Annotated in this window: 16 protein-coding genes; 5 read left to right on the forward strand and 11 right to left on the reverse strand. The window is 43.0% G+C overall.

Features of this window, described 5'->3' with window-relative positions; translation table 11 throughout:
- The first annotated feature begins 79 nt into the window (after positions 1-79).
- Positions 80-805: a thioredoxin domain-containing protein gene (locus tag MKY52_RS29065; RefSeq protein ID WP_341055282.1), complete on the forward strand. Its 726-nt coding sequence runs from the start codon at positions 80-82 to the stop codon at positions 803-805.
- 91 nt (positions 806-896) lie between these two features.
- Here MKY52_RS29065 and MKY52_RS29070 read toward each other — a convergent pair whose 3' ends face one another.
- On the reverse strand, positions 897-3,152 hold the full coding sequence (locus MKY52_RS29070; protein WP_341055283.1) for a type IA DNA topoisomerase: 2,256 nt from the start codon (positions 3,150-3,152) through the stop codon (positions 897-899).
- A 186-nt stretch (positions 3,153-3,338) separates the two neighbouring features.
- Between MKY52_RS29070 and MKY52_RS29075 the strand changes: the two genes are divergently transcribed.
- Entirely contained in the window at positions 3,339-4,202 is an 864-nt protein-coding gene (locus MKY52_RS29075; protein WP_341055285.1) for a pentapeptide repeat-containing protein, read from the forward strand.
- 11 nt (positions 4,203-4,213) lie between these two features.
- On the opposite strand, the gene MKY52_RS29080 is transcribed toward MKY52_RS29075, so the two are convergent.
- The 9 genes from MKY52_RS29080 to pdhA form a co-directional block, all read right to left on the reverse strand.
- The gene (locus MKY52_RS29080) at positions 4,214-5,929 is read right to left on the reverse strand and encodes a proline--tRNA ligase (RefSeq protein ID WP_341055286.1); all 1,716 of its coding nucleotides are present in this window, start codon (positions 5,927-5,929) and stop codon (positions 4,214-4,216) included.
- A 423-nt stretch (positions 5,930-6,352) separates the two neighbouring features.
- Positions 6,353-7,840 (reverse strand): glutamate synthase subunit beta, encoded by a 1,488-nt coding sequence (locus MKY52_RS29085; RefSeq protein WP_076283556.1) that lies wholly within the window; start codon positions 7,838-7,840, stop codon positions 6,353-6,355.
- A gap of 230 nt (positions 7,841-8,070) precedes the next feature.
- Entirely contained in the window at positions 8,071-8,562 is a 492-nt protein-coding gene (locus MKY52_RS29090; protein ID WP_149647325.1) for a dihydrofolate reductase, read from the reverse strand.
- A 52-nt stretch (positions 8,563-8,614) separates the two neighbouring features.
- Complete coding sequence (locus MKY52_RS29095) at positions 8,615-9,595, reverse strand: thymidylate synthase (RefSeq protein WP_341055289.1); 981 nt, start codon at positions 9,593-9,595, stop codon at positions 8,615-8,617.
- Between the two features lie 107 nt (positions 9,596-9,702).
- A complete protein-coding gene (locus MKY52_RS29100; RefSeq protein WP_341055684.1) occupies positions 9,703-10,677 on the reverse strand; it encodes a S66 family peptidase in 975 nt (324 codons plus the stop codon).
- Between the two features lie 177 nt (positions 10,678-10,854).
- Entirely contained in the window at positions 10,855-12,267 is a 1,413-nt protein-coding gene (gene lpdA, locus MKY52_RS29105) for a dihydrolipoyl dehydrogenase (RefSeq protein ID WP_042188806.1), read from the reverse strand.
- A gap of 2 nt (positions 12,268-12,269) precedes the next feature.
- The gene (locus tag MKY52_RS29110; protein ID WP_341055291.1) at positions 12,270-13,937 is read right to left on the reverse strand and encodes a 2-oxo acid dehydrogenase subunit E2; all 1,668 of its coding nucleotides are present in this window, start codon (positions 13,935-13,937) and stop codon (positions 12,270-12,272) included.
- Positions 13,938-14,047: 110 nt separating this feature from the next.
- On the reverse strand, positions 14,048-15,025 hold the full coding sequence (locus tag MKY52_RS29115; RefSeq protein WP_042188810.1) for an alpha-ketoacid dehydrogenase subunit beta: 978 nt from the start codon (positions 15,023-15,025) through the stop codon (positions 14,048-14,050).
- Positions 15,026-15,040: 15 nt separating this feature from the next.
- Positions 15,041-16,108: a pyruvate dehydrogenase (acetyl-transferring) E1 component subunit alpha gene (pdhA, locus tag MKY52_RS29120; protein WP_042188812.1), complete on the reverse strand. Its 1,068-nt coding sequence runs from the start codon at positions 16,106-16,108 to the stop codon at positions 15,041-15,043.
- A 265-nt stretch (positions 16,109-16,373) separates the two neighbouring features.
- Here pdhA and MKY52_RS29125 point away from each other — a divergent pair, with 265 nt between their 5' ends.
- A complete protein-coding gene (locus MKY52_RS29125; protein ID WP_076298745.1) occupies positions 16,374-17,105 on the forward strand; it encodes an alpha/beta hydrolase in 732 nt (243 codons plus the stop codon).
- Positions 17,106-17,241: 136 nt separating this feature from the next.
- On the opposite strand, the gene MKY52_RS29130 is transcribed toward MKY52_RS29125, so the two are convergent.
- A complete protein-coding gene (locus MKY52_RS29130; protein ID WP_076283779.1) occupies positions 17,242-17,706 on the reverse strand; it encodes a low molecular weight protein-tyrosine-phosphatase in 465 nt (154 codons plus the stop codon).
- 162 nt (positions 17,707-17,868) lie between these two features.
- On the opposite strand from MKY52_RS29130, the gene MKY52_RS29135 reads away from it, so the two are divergent.
- Both MKY52_RS29135 and MKY52_RS29140 read left to right on the forward strand, forming a co-directional pair.
- Entirely contained in the window at positions 17,869-18,510 is a 642-nt protein-coding gene (locus tag MKY52_RS29135) for a thiamine diphosphokinase (protein ID WP_341055293.1), read from the forward strand.
- A 379-nt stretch (positions 18,511-18,889) separates the two neighbouring features.
- On the forward strand, positions 18,890-19,336 hold the full coding sequence (locus MKY52_RS29140; protein ID WP_445671050.1) for a C40 family peptidase: 447 nt from the start codon (positions 18,890-18,892) through the stop codon (positions 19,334-19,336).
- Positions 19,337-19,373 lie beyond the last annotated feature (37 nt).

The raw sequence follows: 19,373 nt of genomic DNA on the forward strand, positions 1-19,373 counted from the left end.
TACAAATGACATATCTACTCTACCTCTGGGATGATTATACTATTTTTGTATAATTCCTAAATGAGGTAGGAGATGAGATATGAACAAGAAAGTGAAGTCCAACCATTCTCGAACTAACAAACAAATGCTTCCCATGCTCTTAGGTATAGTTGTTGTAATCCTTGTCGCTGTTATTGTCTTCATTCTAAATGACAAGACGGACAGTACAGAGGGTTTACCGAACTACACTGATGTGAAGGGGAGCATTGTTGTTGATGGGCTGAAATATGAAAAGCAACCTCATCTTGGTAGTCCTGATGCCAAAATCAAAGTCATCGAATTTGCAGATTTCAAATGTCCTGCCTGCAAAAACTGGACGGAGAAATATCTGGATACGTTTGTTAAGGACTACGTGGATACCGGAAAAGTTGAGCTTTTCTTCATGAATTTTGCCTTTTTGGATCGAGATTCCTATCTTGCTGCAAGTGCAGGTGAAGCCATTTATAGGCAAAGCAACGAGAAGTTCTGGGAATATCTCCATAAGCTGTACGCCAATCAAGGCGATGAGAGCAAAATATGGGCCACACAGAAGTTCATTCTAAATTTCGTCAAAGATAACATTGAAGATATTGATTTCGCTCAATTCGAAACAGATCTCAAGAATCATACCTACATGTTCGACGTCAAAGAAGACTTCAAGATCGCGGGATCGTATGGAGTTAACGGAACACCTAAATTTATGGTGAACGGTGTCCTGCTTCCAGACTCCTCTTACGAAGGGTTAACTGCAGCGATTGAGGCGCAGCTGGCTAAAGCCACTGAATAATTAGCGAACTAGCAATAAAAGAGGTGTCTCTGCCACGTTTCCAACATGGCTAAAGACACCTTTTTGCCGTACACACAATCTTTCTAATCGACTATGATTCTACCGTTAATTGGCCCGTATCCATATTCTGTAGTACTAACTTGCCCTCAAGAGGCGTACCGTCTTCACTGGTTAGCTTTAGCTTGCCCGTCCGACCTTTCTCAATCAAAGCCTTCACTTGCGCATCCGTGAGTGTACGGCCATGATTCTCTTTCCAGATCACGAATTTGCAGCCTTCCTTGTAATGAGAGCAGCCGTAGCCTTTTTTACCCATAAAAATCATTCCACCGCAGCCTGGACGCGGACAGTTTCCAATGACCTTAGGCCCTGAATTGGCAGATTCCTCTTCACTACTTGCCTTGCGCTTTCGCGGCGCCGCAGGTTTGTCGGTGGTTTTACGAGATGTACTTCCAGCACTTCGCCCTTTAGCACTTGTATTGACAGAAGGCGTCTCCCCTTCAAATGAGGTTTTGGACGCCCGAGATTGTACTCGTACTTTGTCTACGATCATGCAGGCGAATCTTTTTACATTCTCCATAAACTGCCCGTCCGACGCCGTTCCTCTCGATATTTCGTTCAAACGACGTTCCCATTGTCCGGTCATTTCCGGTGAAGTCAACAGCTCAATACCCGCTCCACGAATCAGCTCAATGGCTGTTCGTCCTTTTTGCGTGATGGCAATTTTTTTGCCCTGCATTTCGATGTATCCGACATTCTTCAGCCGTTCTATCGTTGCTGCACGGGTAGCCGGAGTTCCAAGCCCTGAATCCTTCATAGCATCGCGAAGCTCTTCATCCTCAATCTGCTTTCCGGCACTTTCCATCGCTCGAAGCAGCGTACCTTCTGTGTAATGCTTGGGTGGCTGAGTATCTTTCTCTTTAACAATAGCCTCACTACAAACCACTTCTTCTGCCGGAGCAATAGAAAATGGTTCATTCACTTCGATCTCTTCGTCCTCTTCGTCATCCTTGTTCTTACCCTTGGAAGTCTTCGCTTTATCCTTCTTCTGGTCCGCGTAAATGACCTTCCAGCCGAGACTTAATAATTCCTTGACTGTGGTTTTGAACTTTTCCTCTTCTACCTCGGTCATCACCGTATGCACTTTATACTCCGCTGCCGGATAGAACTGAGACAAAAAACGCCGCACAATCAAATCATACAGCTTTCCTTCATCTGCACTAAGTCCTGATGCTTTACGATATGTAGGCAAAATCGCGTGGTGATCCTCAACCTTCGAGGGGTTGCAGATGAATTTATTCCCTTTATGAACGAGATTGCGATTCGCACCCTTCACCCACTCATCATAAGCCGTCCCTTGCAGTGCGGATAACGTCTTATGCATCTCAGGAATATTCTGTTCTGTAACATAGTTGGAGTTCGTCCGTGGATAAGAGATCACCTTATGTTTTTCATATAACGCTTGAGCAATATCAAGCGTCTTTTTTGCGGAAAAAGCGTACTTTCCATTCGCCTCACGCTGCAGCAGCGTTAAATCGTACAGCTTATTTGGATACTCTTTTGTTTCCTTAACCTCGTAAGACTCAATCCGGCCCGGTTTTCCTTTGACCTTGGCAGCTAGCGCCTCCGCCTTATCCCCGTCAGTCAGCCGATCCCCCTGCCACATTCCTTTATAGCTCATTTCATTCTGAGTAAAATGTCCCTCCACCTCAAAAAACTTTAGGGAAGAGAACGCCTCAATCGTCTTCTGACGGTCATAAATCAGCGCGAGTACGGGAGTTTGAACCCTACCCACGGACAGCAGCACATTATGCTTTGTAGTAAAAGCACGTGATCCGTTCATGCCGATGAGCCAATCCGCTTCACTGCGTGCTTTTGCAGCTTTCGTTAGATTCTCGTACTCCGATCCATCCTTCAGCTCCTGGAATCCTTTGCGAATGGTCTCTGGGGTCAGATCCGAGATCCACAACCGCTTCACAGGATGCTCCAGCTTCAAATGTCGTTGAATGAGTGAAAAGATATGCTGCCCTTCTCGCCCGGCATCGCATGAATTCACTAGAAGATCGCTACGTTTCGCAAGATCTCCAATTACCTTGAGCTGGTCGATTGTCCGCGCATTAGGAACCAGTTTGAACTGGTCTGGAATAATGGGCAGATCATTAATATTCCACTTTTTGTATTTAACATCATAAGCATCCGGCTCGGCCAAACCGATTAGATGCCCTATTGCCCAAGTAATAATGTACTGCTCCCCTTCAAGATAGGAACGGTAATTTTTGGCCTTCGGTTCTATTGCGGCGGCGATATTCCGCCCCATATCCGGTTTCTCCGCAATAATGAGTGTCTTCAAAAACAATCGCTCCTTACCTTTTCGTTCTTAAGTCCAAAATGCGTCCAGTATTCTATTATACCATTAACCTCGGTTTTTTTTAATGGATTGGTTAGTAGGCCTAGGTAAAATTCAGCCTTCCCTTTGTCTTTTCTATGAATTAGAATAGTTTGGTAAACGAGTTTTATATATCGGAGGAATCAAAACGTGTCTGAAAATCACAAATTTACAGAACCTTATAAGGACAAAAACGGTCACTATTTAAAAGCAGAATGTGAGAGCTGCTTCGGTTTGTGCTGTTCCGCACTACCTTTTTCAGCTTCAGTGGATTTTGCTATGGATAAAGCAGCTGGCCAGCCGTGCCATAACCTACAATCAGACTTTCGCTGTGGTGTACATACAGATTTAAGAGCGCTTGGATTTCGTGGTTGTACTGTATATGACTGTTTTGGGGCTGGGCAAAAGCTTTCTCAGGTTACTTATACTGGTGAGGACTGGCGGAAGAATCCAAAAACTGCAAAGCAAATGTTCGAGGTATTTCCGACGATGTGGCATTTGCACGAATTACTATGGTACTTAAATGAATCATTGAACTTAGATATAACCCATTCAATACATGTTGAGCTGCAAACAGCACTCGATGAGACGGAACAACTCACTTTACTTAACCCTGATTCTCTACAGAAGGTGAATGTTGACGCTCATCGAGCAAAGATTAATCTGTTACTGCTGCAAGTCAGTGAACTTGTGCGTACTGAGGCTCGTCGTAAACTAAAAAAAGCATCGAGAACTTTCAGCCGTGGTGCTGACCTTGTCGGCGCAAATCTTAAAAATGCAGATCTCAGGGGCGCCAACCTGAGGGGAGCCTATTTGATTGCCGCTGACCTTAAAGGCGCTAATCTTAGAGGTGCAGATCTTATTGGTGCAGATTTCCGTGACACTGACCTTAGGGGGGCTGATCTATCAGAGAGCATTTTTCTGACTCAGGGTCAGATTAATGCGGCAATAGGTGATGATCTCACAAAGTTACCTCCAGCACTTTCCCGCCCTGAACAATGGCTTTCAGTTTGAGTTATAGAAGTTTAATTCAGCTGCGAAAAGAATTCTTGGATACGAGAAACTGCTTCTAACTTTTCTAAGACTTCTTTACCCGCAGCGGAGGCTCTTTCTAGATACTCCACCCTACCTTGTGCAGCCTCCTTACCGACTACTAGCGTTACGGGTATACCAATCAAACTTGAATCCTTAAATTTAACGCCAGCACGTTCATCCCTATCATCTAGAAGCGTCTCAAAACCGAGCTTAGTAAGTTGATTATAAAGCTCCTCTGCAACTTCCAGTTGCTCCGAGTCCTTTATGGACATGATCAAAATATGAACCTGATAAGGTGCTAATGCAACTGGCCACATTATTCCTTGATCATCATGATTCTGTTCTACAATTGCGGACAATAGTCGCGAGATTCCAATTCCGTAACAACCCATGATCATAGGCTGACTTTTGCCTGAACGATCTAAAAAGGAAGCTCCAAGCTTCTCACTGTATTTGGTACCTAATTTAAAGACATGTCCGATTTCAATGCCTTGATGAAAATGAAGAACGCCATCCTCGCAATGTGGACAAGCTTCTCCTTCCGCTACATTGCGAAAATCCCCCACATGCTCAAGCCCAAAATCTCTACCTGGTACAACATTACGGAAGTGATAATCTTTTTCTCCTGCTCCCGTCGTACCTTCCGTCATCTCAGCAACTGCGGCATCAACTAGTACAGTTAATTGAAGTCCCACAGGCCCCACAAACCCACTCTCTACACCCGTTAAGGATTTCACAGCTTCATAGTCTGCAAGACCGATCTCCATCGCTCCGATATATTTACTCACTTTTATCTCATTAACTTCATGATCTCCTCGAACCACTACAGCAAAGAATTGTCCGCTACCTTCGTAGATCAATGTTTTCATAATCTGTTCTGGCTGGATCTCCAACTCCTGCTCTAATTGATCAATTGTACGTAAATTTGGAGTATGGAATTTCTCTATCGCTGGTACTTCGAAATTCATTTCCTTCTTAACAGGACGTACAGCTTCTGCCTGTTCCAGATTGGCTGCGTAATCGCAAGAGGAACAAACCGCAATCGTATCTTCCCCGATATCAGCCAGTGCCATAAATTCATGGCTGCCCCCTTCTCCGCCAATTGCACCAGAATCTGCATGAACAGCTCTGAACTTCAATCCACATCGCTTAAATATCCGGTGATAAGCATCGAACATTTGGTGGTATGATTTATCAAGTCCTTCTGAGCTTATATCAAAAGAGTACGCATCCTTCATCAAGAACTCTCTTCCTCTTAGCAATCCAGAACGTGGTCGCCGTTCATCTCGAAACTTAGTCTGAATTTGATACACGGTAACAGGAAGCTTACGATAGGAGCTGATCTCATTCCGCACAAGTGTGGTTACTACTTCTTCATGCGTTGGACCGAGAATGAATTCCCGCTCATGACGATCCTTAAAAGTCATCAACTCCTTACCATAAACATCATAACGTTCTGATTCCTTCCAAAGTTCCGCAGGCTGCATGGATGGCATTAAAATCTCCTGCGTTCCGGAATGATCCATCTCTTCTCTCACAATCGCTTCTATCTTTCGCAGAACCCGCCGTCCAAGTGGTAAATAGGTATATACTCCAGCAGCTAATTGACGGATATACCCCGCACGCAGCAGTAGCTGATGACTGTTTGTCTCCGCTTCCGAAGGCACCTCACGCAGTGTTGTTAATAATAAATTGCTTTGTCGCATCTTAAATACCCTCCCCAGAAATTATCTCTCTAAATGCAAAAAAACACATTCGTCAGGGACGAATGTGTCGTGATACCACCCTTATTCAACTGCCAACTCAAAATACAATCCATTCTGATTTGGCAATCCTCAAATCGGATAACGGTCGATTCCGGTAGCGGGTTAGTAGATACTATCGCTACAGCTACCAAGGCAGGATACCACTCACACGTGTTTGAGGAACCTTTCACCCGGTGGGTTCCCTCTCTGTTCTAACGCTTCTTGAATCGTAGATCCTTGGTCAATGCTTTTATCATGTGAATAATGTATTTAATTTATATGATACTGATATCTACGTCAAGCATCGCTTTATTTAAAAAACCGTTTCTCCAGCAGGTAAACTGCTTTTGAAACGGCTTATTAGACAATTATTATCTTAACGTTTTAAACAAGAACGGTTGAACCCATCAAGTATTTATCCACTTCACGCGCAGCTTCGCGTCCTTCGTTGATGGCCCATACAACCAAGCTTTGACCACGTCTCATATCGCCAGCAGCAAATACTTTATCCACGTTCGTATTGAATTTGCCATAACGAGCTTTCACATTGGAACGACGATCTGTCTCAAGATCAAGCTCTTGAATAATATCTTGTTCTGGCCCATCAAAACCGATGGCTATCAAAGCTAATTGAGCAGGATATACAGCTTCGGTGCCTGGAACAGGCTGATAGATTTTACGACCTGTCTCATCCACGATCCGGCGGATCTGTACAGTATGCAGCTCTTTCAAGTTACCTTCATCATCACCAACAAATTTAGTAGTCATGATAGAGAACTCACGCGGGTCATCCCCAAATATGGCTTTAGCTTCTTCTTGCGCGTAGTCTAGGCTATATACATTCGGGAATTGTGGCCAAGGGTTAGCAATCGGATCACGCTGAAGAGGTGCTTTTTCATGTGTACCAAATTGAGTGATACTGCTGCAGCCATGACGAAGTGCTGTAGCAACACAGTCAGATCCAGTATCACCGCCACCCAAGACGATCACGTCTTTACCTTCAGCAGATACATAGTTGCCATCTTCAAGATTGGAATTCAAATAGCTCTTAATCGTACCATTTAAATAGTCCATGGCGTACATAACACCCTTAAGCTCACTGCCTTCAACGTTAAAACGTCGTGCCTTTGTAGCTCCACCACACAGAACAACCGCATCATATTCATCCACTAGCTGTTGAGCAGGAATATCCTTGCCAATCTCTGTATTCACTACAAAATTAATACCTTCTGCAGCTAATAAATCTACACGACGTTGAACAACTCTCTTATCGAGTTTCATAGTGGGAATGCCATATGTCAGCAGTCCGCCGATGCGGTCACTGCGTTCAAATACAGTTACTGTATGTCCAGCCTTATTAAGTTGAGCTGCTGCTGAGAGTCCAGCAGGTCCAGAGCCTACGATTGCAATCTTTTTGCCTGTACGTTTCTCTGGAGGATTAGGTACAACCCAGCCTTCTTCAAAGCCCTTATCAATAATAGCTAACTCAATGGTCTTAATGGTCACCGGCTGTCCAATTAGACCCACTGTGCAAGAGCCTTCACAAGGAGCAGGACAAATGCTTCCAGTAAACTCAGGGAAATTATTCGTCTTATGCAGACGTTCCAGGGCTTCTTTCCAGAGTCCGCGGTACACCAAATTATTCCACTCTGGAATTAGATTATGAACTGGACAACCCGAGGTTCCTCCAGCCATATCAATTCCTGTATGACAATACGGCGTTCCGCAATCCATGCAGCGCGCTCCTTGTGTCTGAAGCTCGTCCTCGGATAAATGATGGTGGAACTCCTCCCAGTCTTTTACCCGCTGCTCAGGATCCCGATCACCTGGGAGCTGCCGTTTATACTCCATAAAACCTGTAGGTGTAGACATGTTTACGTTTCCCCCATCCGTTCTCTTCGTGTTGAAGTATAGTACATTGTAGCATATTGCGGCTTCGTATGGTCGTGAGCAGCGCAATGAAGTACCTGCACATTCTATACCTGTAGATTATCATTTCTAATTTTAATTATAGTAGCACTCATTACTTTTGCACAGTAATGGATTAATCTACTGATTTTTTGTACTATTTCACATGTTATGTCAGAGAAAACGTTTTATTGCTATTCCGTACGTTCATAAACAAGAAAACGGTAATCATACGGATTCTTTTCATCACGAATTCCCTTCTTATTGGAAACCTCTTTCCACACACTCCAGTCAATATCAGGAAACCGGGTATTTCCTTCAAAATCCTGTTCAATTTGCGTTAACATCAACTTGTCAGCATACGGCAACATCAGCTTATAAATTTCCGCACCGCCGATCACCATCAGCTCATCGTCTTTTCTACCCTCGCTGAGAGCTTCCTCAAGCGTGTGTACAACCTCTGCACCTTCAGGAGCATAATCAGTATCTCTAGTCATAATTAAGCTTGTTCTGCCCTTTAGAGGCTTCCCTCCGAGCGAATCCCACGTTTTGCGGCCCATAAGCATTCTCTTCCCCAGTGTTTCCGCTTTGAAATAAGCAAAATCAAGCGGTAAATGCCAAGGCATATCATTATCTTTTCCAATAACATGATTGGTGCCCATTGCCCATATTAAGCTAATACTCATGAAACACGCTCCTTCCTACCTATATAGATCAAAAATCTTGATAACCATTAATTTATACTGCGATCGGCGCTTTTATCGAAGGATGCGGATTGTATCCTTCAATGATAAGGTCTTCCAGCTCGATATCAAAAAGTGATTTCTTATTTGAATTAATAACCAATGTTGGCAATGGTCTTAAATCTCTTGATAATTGCTCTTTAACTTGATCAACATGGTTTGAATAGATATGTGCATCACTAATGCTATATACAAACTCGCCTACTTCTAGACCACACTCATGTGCAATTAAATGTGTAAGTAAGGAGTAAGACGGGATATTGAAGTTAGCTCCAAGAAAAGAGTCAGCGCTGCGCTGCAGCAAGTGACAGCTTAATTTACCATTTGCAACATAGAACTGGAACATAACGTGGCAAGGTGGTAACGCTGCTTTACTCCCTTTTGCCCCAGCATTTATAACATCTTCCGGGTTCCATGCGCTTACAATTAAACGACGAGAATCAGGATTTGTTTTGATCTGATGAATTACATCTTGTAATTGGTCAATGGATTCCCCCGTAGAAGATGTCCAATTTCGCCATTGCTTACCATAAACATTCCCTAGGTCACCATGCTTCGCTGCGAACGCATCATCTTCTAAGACACGATCACAAAATGCTTTCATCTCTGCTTGATAAACTTGATTGAAGCCTTCATCAATTAAACAACGATTCCCGAAATCAGTCATATCTGGACCTGTATATTCGTCTGATTCAGCCCATCTTTTGAAAGCCCATTCATCCCAAATATGATTATTATTTTTCAATAAATAACGAATGTTTGTGTCACCTTTAATAAACCATAATAATTCACTAGCGATTAAACGGAACGGAGTCCGTTTTGTTGTAAATAATGGGAAGCCTTTTGATAAATCAAATCGCATTTGATAACCAAATACACTAATAGTACCCGTTCCGGTACGATCTTCTTTTTTTACACCATTATCTAAAATATATTGTAAAAAATTCAAATAGGTTTGTTCTAACTCATTATTCAAATTACTGCACCTCCGTAATATTTCACCTCATATATTATATCTGAAAAATCCGATTTTTGTAGAAGGTAAGATATTTTTTAAATTTATTTAATAATCCGAGGAATTCGCTACTCCGATATCCTTAACTCTACTCTAACCCCATAAGCACGAAGTGAGGCTTGTCCACCTACAGGAAAAGTAATCATAGGGGAGGTATGTCCAAGGTCCACGTCTGCAATGACAGGAATGTCTGATAGCTCTTCTTTCGAAGTTATGATTTTGATCAACAGTTCTTTAGTCATACGTGATCCTTGTTGGAATCTGCCAATAACCAATCCTTTAACATGCTGAAAATCTGGTTGATGAATCAGCGATTGTAAATCCCGATCAAAGGTTGCAGGCGATGACTCATAATCATCCTCAAGAAATAATATCGAATTTTTTAAACTTGGCATATACTCCGTTCCCTGCAAAAGATTTAATGTACAAAGGTTCCCACCGATAATTGTCCCTTTCGCTTCTCCATCATTGATAATGAACGGACCTTCATTTCTGATAAATACACGGTTCTCCTGATCCAGATACCACTCATCATCACTCCAATGCTTCGAAGGCCTCACCACTATTTCTTTGTTGTCCATCATCAGCTTACGGAAATATTCGGTGGTATATTCATTGTCGTGAAGCATTGCGAAGCTAGAAAAATGTGGTCCTGAATATGTAACTAATCCTGTTTTAGCATAGATTGCATTACTTAAAGCAGTAATATCCGAATACCCGCATAATCGTTTAGGATGCTCTGCAATGATGGAATAGTCGATATAACGTAGCAGTTGATTGCTATTAAAGCCTCCAATGGTCGTAAGAATCCCTTTAACATTCGGATCTAAAAAAGCTTCGTGCAAATCCTCTATTCTAGAATCGATCGATGAGGAAACAAAATCATCCTTCTCAAAAGAATTTACGGAAAATGATATCCGAAAGCCTAATTTTTGTAGCTGTTCTTTGGCAATTTTCCTTTGTTCAGCAGCGATTAACGACAGACTTCTGGCAGGTGAGATGATTCGCAACTCATCACCAGGCTTTAACTTATTGGGTTTCATCATTTGTCCTCCCTATATAAGTTTTTAAAATACGGATGAATGATTTTATAGTGTATTCGCTCAAATTGTTTCATCTCCTCCCATTATATCTTTTTTCAAAAAAGTGGAAAACTCAAAAAGGCGAAACGCAAATGCGTTCCGCCTTTCAGTGCCTGCTAGAGCAATTGGGTAGAGAAATTATTTCATTACGTGAATAGGATGACCTTCAACCAGTTCAGCAGCTTCCATGACGATTTCGCCAAGGGTTGGATGCGCATGAATAGTCAAAGCGATATCTTCAAGTGTTGCGCCCATTTCAATTGCCAAACCAAGTTCAGCGATCAAGTTAGAAGCTTCGATACCAACGATTTGTGCACCAAGCACAAGATTGTTTTCGGAGTTAGCAACAATTTTGATGAAACCTTCTGGGCTGTTCAAAGATACGGCGCGGCCATTCCCTGCAAATGGGAACTTACCAGCTTTCACTTTGTAGCCTTTGTCTTTCGCTTCTTTCTCAGTCAAACCAACGCTTGAGCATTCAGGATCTGTAAACACAACTGCTGGGATGACTTTGTAGTCAACAACAGATGTAAGTCCTGCAATCGCTTCTGCGGCAATCTTACCTTCGTAAGAAGCTTTGTGAGCCAACGCCAGACCTGGAACAACGTCGCCGATAGCGAAGATGTTAGGAATGCTTGTGCGACCTTGGTGATCGACTTTGATCAATCCACGCTCGTCGAGCTCAAGACCGATCAGGTCTAGTCCAAGTTCACCATCAGTGTTAGGACGACGGCCTACAGTTACAAGCAAGTAATCCGCAGTAACTTCTTTGGATTCGCCACCAACAGAATATTTCACGGTAACTTCCTTGTCGTTCTGTACAGCACTTTCAGCTTTAGCGTTAGTTACGATTTCGATGCCAGTTTTAGCCATGTTTTTCGCAACAAGACGAGTCATATCTTTATCAAAGCCTGGAAGTACAGTATCCAAACCTTCGATGATTGTTACTTTAGTGCCGAATTTGGAGTACATTTGGCCAAGCTCAGCGCCGATGTAACCACCGCCGATTACGATCATGCTCTTCGGAATTTCTGGAAGCTCAAGAGCTTCAGTCGAAGACAAAATGCGTCCACCGAATGGGAAAGGTTTCAGTTCAATCGGACGGGAACCTGTTGCAATGATACAGTGTTTGAAGCGGTAACGTGGGGATTCATGATCATTGAACACACGTGCTTCTGTGTCGCTGATAAACATGCATTCGCCGTTAAATACTTCAATTTTGTTGCCTTTCATCAAGCTAGTCACGCCGCTAGTCATTTTCTTAACTACGCCGTTTTTGAACTCTTGAGTTTTGGCAAAATCCACTTTAACGTTCTCAGCAGTAACACCGAAAACTTCACCATGCTTAGCAGATTCGAACTGATGTGCAGCAGCAATCAGTGCTTTAGAAGGAATACATCCACGGTTCAAACATACACCGCCGAGTTCTGATTTATCCACGATGAGGACTTTTTGGCCGAGCTGAGCGGCACGAATTGCCGCCACATACCCACCAGGACCTGCACCAATGACCAATGTGTCAATATCTAGAGAAGCGTCTCCTACTACCATAATTATACCTCCATAACCAGCAGCTCAGGATTATTGAGCAGCGATTTAATGTAGTTCATAAAGTTTTGAGCAGTCGCACCATCGATAATACGGTGGTCAAAGCTGAGTGACAACGCCATTACAGGAGCAACTACGATTTCACCATTCTTAACTACTGCTTTTTCACTGATACGGCCAGTTCCGAGGATAGCCACTTCAGGGAAGTTAATGATTGGAGTAAAGAACATACCGCCAGCAGAACCAATGTTACTGATGGAGATCGTGCTGCCCTTCATTTCGTTAGCAGACAATTTACCGTCACGACCACGAACTGCAAGGTCAGTGATGCTGCTAGCGATCATCCAGATGCTCTTACGGTCAGCATCTTTGATAACTGGAACGATCAAGCCGTTTGGTGTATCAGTAGCGATACCGATGTTGTAGTATTTCTTGTAAACAATCTCGCCTGCTTCTTCATCAATCATAGCGTTAAGCGCTGGGAATTGACGGGAAGCTGCAACCAATGCTTTAACAATGAACGGAAGGTAAGTAACCTTAACGCCTTTTTTCTCAGCGATTGGTTTCATACGTGTACGGAATGCTACCAGTTCAGTAACATCTACTTCGTCCATAATTGTAACGTGCGGTGCAGTGTAAGCCGATTTAACCATTGCATTGGCGATCGCTTTACGAATGCCCTTGTATGGTACACGTTCTTCTTCAAGACTAACATTACCGCTAGCTGCTGCAGATGTTGCTTTAGCTTCAGTTTTAGCAGCCTTAGGAGCTTCAGAAGCTGCCGCTGCAGGTGTTGCCACTGCCGCAGGTGCTGAACCACCTTTCAAGAATGCTTCAACGTCTTCACGAGTGATTTTGCCGCCTTTTCCAGTTCCGTTCACTTTAGAGATATCCACTTTTTGCTCACGAGCAAATTTACGAACGCTTGGTGTAGCCAACACATCACGGTCAGGCGCTGGTGCTGCACTAACAGATCCACCTTGTTTAGCATCAGATGGGCTAGTTGCTGCAGGGGAAGAAGTGGTATTTGCACTTCCTTTTGCTGCATCTGCTTCTGCGGAAGCATGACCTGCTTGTTCAGGAACGTCACCTTCTGCAGCAATGATAGCTACAACATCGCCAACACGGCATACTTGACCATCTTTAGTCAGAACTTCCAACACAGTACCGTTCACTGGACAAGGAACTTCAACTACTGCCTTGTCATTTTGAACTTCCATGATGATATCATCATCGGTTACTTTGTCACCGGCTTTGATATGCATTTTGATGATTTCACCTTCATGCAGACCTTCACCCAGTTCTGGGAACCGATATTCAAAGTTCGCTGATTTAGCATTCGCAGGAGCTGGTGCAGCAGGTGCAGGTGCAGCAGGTGCAGGTGCAGCTGGAGCTTCTTCAGCAGCATGACCTTCTTGTTCAGGCACGTCGCCCTCAGCTTCGATAATAGCTACAACTTCGCCAACACGGCAAACTTGGCCATCTTTAGTCAAAACTTCCAACACGGTACCGTTCACTGGACAAGGCACCTCAACTACCGCCTTATCATTTTGAACTTCCATTACGATATCATCATCCGTTACCTTGTCACCGGCTTTGATATGCATTTTGATGATTTCACCTTCATGCAAACCTTCACCTAGTTCAGGGAATCGGTATTCAAACTTTGCCACTTTGAAAACCTCCTTGTGAAATTGGGACTGACCTTATGGTTAGAATTCAGAAGAAGAAACGACGTTGTCATCCATAAAGGATGACAACCGTTTCTCATAGAAAAAATATTTTAGAAATCCAAAACTTTCTTCACGCCTGCAATAATACGCGCAGGGTTTGGAAGCCATGTATCTTCAATTTGTGCGAATGGATATACTGTGTCCGGACCTGCGATCCGAAGAACAGGTGCTTCCAAGTGCAGCAATGCTTTTTCGTTAATTTGCGCAATAACCTCAGCAGCAACACCGGAGCTCTTTTGAGCTTCTTGTACTACGATAGCACGGTTAGTCTTCTTCACAGACGCTACAATAGTGTCGATGTCGATTGGACTTACAGTACGAAGGTCAATAATTTCAACGTTAATGCCTTCTTTTTCGAGTTGCTCGGCTGCTTTGGTAGCTGTATGTACCATCAGCCCGTAAGTAATGATAGAAACATCAGCACCTTCACGTACTACGTTAGCTTTGCCAAGTTCAACAGTGTATTCACCCTCTGGCACTTCTGCACGGAATGCATGGTAAAGGTTCAAATGCTCCATGAAGAATACAGGGTCATTGTCGCGGATAGACGCGATAAGAAGTCCCTTAGCATCATATGGGTTTGAAGGAATTACTACTTTAATACCCGGGCTTTGTGCAATCAAACCTTCGAGTGAATCTGTATGAAGCTCAGCAGCCTTAACTCCGCCACCAAAAGGAGTACGGAATACGATTGGAGCATTATATTTACCGCCAGAACGCCAGCGCAGACGTGCCGCTTGAACAACGATCTGATCAAGTGCTTCAAAGATAAAACCAACGAATTGAATTTCTGCAATTGGGCGGAAGCCTTGTACACCAAGACCAAATGCCAGACCACCGATAGCGGACTCAGCTAGTGGAGTATCAAAAATACGATCTTCGCCAAATTCCTTTTGCAGCCCTTCCGTTACACGGAAAACGCCACCTACATTACCAACATCCTCTCCGAAGATAAGAACGTTAGGGTCACGATTCAGTTCAACGCGCATCGCGTCGCGGATCGCTTCTTTCATATTCATTTGTGCCATTGCCTGATATCCCCCTTATTCAAAATCGGCTTTTTGCTCTTCCAGATGTTTAGGTGTTACTTCGAACATGCTGTCGATCAAGCCAGGTATAGTCATTTTTTCGGTTTGTTCAGCTTTTTTAATCTGCTCGTTAACAGTAGCTTTCGCTTCGTCTTTCACGCGCAGCGTATCTTCTTCAGTCCAAAGACCTTTCTTCTCCAAATACTTGGCAAGACGGTTGATTGGATCCTTTTCGCTCCATTGTCCTTCTTCTTCTTTCGAACGATATTTACTTGCATCGTCAGAAAGGGAGTGTGGACGGAAACGGTAAGTTACAGCTTCGATCAATGTAGCACCTTCGCCATTACGTGCACGCTCAGCAGCGTCACGAACAGCACTGATTACTGCAAAGATGTCCATGCCGTCAACTTTAATTCCCGGGATACCAGCTGCAACCGCTTTGTGAGCGATCGATTTGGAAGCTGTTTGTTTTGCGAATGGAGTCGTAATCGCGTAACCGTTGTTTTGAACAAAGAAGATAACAGGCAGTTTAAAGCGACCAGCAAAGTTCAAGCCTTCATAGAAGTCGCCTTCAGAAGAACCGCCATCACCAGTGTAAGTAATTGCAACACTCTTTTGTTTCTTCAATTTAAAGCCCATTGCAATTCCTGTAGCGTGCAGGATTTGCGCGCCGATGATAATTTGTGGCATCAATACATTAACGCCATCAGGAATAGCTCCACCATGTTGGTGTCCACGGGAATATAAGAATGCTTGGTACAATGGAAGTCCGTGCCATACTAGCTGCGGAATATCACGGTAGCCTGGGCATAAGAAGTCTTCTTTCTCCAAAGCGTACTCGCTACCAATCATAGTAGCTTCTTGACCGGATACCGGTGCGTAGAAACCAAGACGGCCTTGACGACCAAGATTTACTGCACGATCATCCCAAGTACGGGTAAATACCATACGATACATAATTTCTTTCAGTTGATCGTCGGTTAAATCAGGCATTTTATCCTTGTTGATAATTTCTCCATCCGGGGAAAGTACCGTTAGAGCCTCGACGTCCTCTGTATACACTTCATAAGGAACTTTACTCATTATCTTCACCTCAATAAAAAAATTTGAATATCAGCTGCCTCTGTTATAATATTATTATACACCTGTTTGGTTACTTTCGTCAAAGAAATACTTATAAAATTTATATTCCTTTAAATTTTGTATGTATAACAGGTGATTTATTTTTATATAACAGTTTAAAGCTTTTGGAACAAGTAAATGATTAATCACACAGTTACTCAGCTATTCATTTTAGAGCAAACCGTTGTGTATTGCAAAATTCGACAAGAAAGGTGACGTGGCAACTATGAGCGATTCTGTTTTTCTGAAACGCACAATTGTAAAAGAAACGCTTTGGAGTAAACATCTGCAGGAGGAACGTAAATTACGCATCTATCTCCCTCCCGGCTACAACGAAGTCTTGAGCTACCCAGTGGTGTACTGCCAAGACGGCGAAGAGTTCTTTAACTTTGGCCGCATCGCTACACTCGCTGGACGTCTTATTATAGAAGAAGACGTGGAGCCCTTCATCATTGTTGGTGTCGAAGTAGACGTCGCTGTTCGCACTCAAGAATACGCTCCTTTTGGCAGCAGATTCAAGCAGTACTTATCTTGCTTTTCCGAAGAGATTATTCCCTTCATTGAACAAAAATATCCTGTGCGCCGTACTCCGGACGAACGAATCTTAGCAGGTGACTCCCTTGGGGGCAGTGTATCGCTCCATCTTGCACTTGCTTATCCTGCGATCTTCACACGTATCATCAGCCTTTCCGGTGCATTCTATCCTGAATCCCGCGACATGCTGGCTAAAGAAGAGGATCTCTCCTGGCTCAACATTAATATGGTCGTTGGTCTGCAGGAAACAGACTACAAAACGGATACTGGCATTTATGATTTTGTTCAGATGAATCGAGAAACAAAAACATTGCTTGAATCACGCGGAGCAACCGTATCCTACCGAGAGAAAGACGGACTTCATCTCTGGGGCTTCTGGCAGAAAGAGCTACCAGAATCTCTACTCTATTTCTTAAACGCATAATGACCTATTGATAGTAGTAAATAGTGAACATCTAAAGAACAGTATGTAGATTACTTGATTGCGCTTACAGTTAAATCCAGCAATTTGCCTCGATTTACCATATGAATCATACAGAGAGAGCTGTAATCCGAATGGGTTACAGCTTTTCTCTTATCATTCTTTCCAGCAATATGTCACAGCCCGCGTTGATCAAATCATATACCTGTTCAAAATTACCTGTAAAATACGGATCCGGCACTTCGCGCAGCTCCTCCTCAGGCAATAAATCCATGAAGAACATTAGCTCGGCGTCTTTCCCGCCTGGAATCTTTCGAACATTCTCTCCATTAGACTTGTCCATGCAGACGATATAGTCAAATTTTTGAAAATCTTCACTGTCGACTAGCCGCGCTAACATGTTCTCATAGCTAATGTCGTTCTGATCAAGAATACGTCTTGTTCCTTCATGCGGCTCTTTTCCTATATGCCAATCTCCAGTTCCCGCTGAGTCTACAAGAATCTTATCAGATAGTTCTCGTTCATTAATCTTATGCCGCAGAACAGCCTCCGCCATTGGTGATCGACAAATATTACCCAGACATACAAACAGTACTCTTACGATTTCGTTCACCTCCCAGTTGTTAAACCTAATTATATGTGAATTTATACTCAAAAGATCGCACACTCTCATTTTAGCGTTCTCGAGGTCAATTGTGCAACCTTTCGATCTGCATTATACTGGACAGGATACTCAACAAGAGGTTTAAGAGGAGGAATGGATGTTATGTCATCCAAACGAGTCGTAATTTTTGCAGGTGGAGAACTGTCTCCAGAATATTTCAACCTATTAGATGAAGATGATTTTATTATCGGTGCGGATCAGGGAGCGCTATTTCTCATTTCACACGGATATACACCAGATATAGCAGTAGGTGATTTTGATTCCGTTTCGCCTGAAGCGCTTCAAGATATTGAATCCAAAAGTAAGAAGACTATCACCTGTGATGCCGTGAACAAAGATTTGACAGATAGCGAGATGGCGCTAGATATTGCGATGGATCAGCAACCCAATTCTATTCTACTATTAGGTGTTACAGGTACTCGAATTGACCACTCCCTGGCTAGCATTCAAATGATGACAAGAGCCCTACAACGTCAAATCAACTGCTACGTCATGGACACGCATAACTATATAACCCTTACAGGATCCCAAGCAGTTATCAAAAATTCAGGCTATACCTACGTTTCTCTACTGCCTTTAACCCCTGAAGTATCGGGTATTACCTTAGAAGGATTTCAATATCCATTGACTGACGCTACACTAAAGCTTGGACAATCACTTGGTGTGAGTAACAAACTGGTTTCATCCTCAGGGACGGTTACCATTCGAAGTGGATTGTTGCTGATCATTCAGAGTAAAGACTAGATACATAGAGATCATGTTTAACGTAAAATGCTACTTTTTTATAGTTTAGAAACATCATTGTAACTTTTATCTTAAATTCGAAAAAGCCGTGAAAACTCTTTTGTACCAAGGGTTTCCCGGCTTTTTTAAGATCCTATTCCATCAAATTATTAATTTTTTGTAACTTTTAATGAATTTTTAATAAAACGCTTACAACCCATACCCAGCCTCACTTTATTGCACCTCTTCCAATTTTTATGTCATAGATAACCTGCTATACTACGAATTAGGCAAGCAAGACAGACAAACACAACAACAAAGACTGACACCTTGGAGGTAATACAACATGAATAAACAACAATGGATTAAAAAAGCGATTGTTATAGGTATGGTTACTACAATGGGCTTGGGTACAATGATGGCAACAGGCGTAGGCGCAACGAAAGTTGAAGCAGCTTCCGTATCTAAAGGTCAAAGCGTAGTCAATCTCGGGAAGAAATATATGGGAGTGCCTTACAAGTTCGGTGCATCCACTTCTACTACTAAAGTTTTTGACTGCTCTTCTTTTACAAAATACATCTTTAAACAATATAACGTAACATTACCACGTACGTCTGTAGCTCAATCTAAAGTAGGAACAGCCGTATCTAAAGCTAATCTTCGTGTAGGTGATCTTGTATTTTTCTCCAGCGGTAGCAGAGCAAACGGTAAAAATGTAACTCACGTTGCTGTTTACGTGGGCAATGGCAAAATTCTGCACACTTACGGTAAACCAGGTGTTACGCTTTCCGATCTGAACTCCGGTAACTGGAAAAAAACATATTTAAAGGCTCGCCGCGTACTGTAAACAACGACTCTGTAGTAGAGTTCTACCTATAATAGAG

Source organism: Paenibacillus sp. FSL P4-0184 (assembly GCF_038004625.1).
Taxonomy (GTDB): Bacteria; Bacillota; Bacilli; order Paenibacillales; family Paenibacillaceae; genus Paenibacillus_AQ.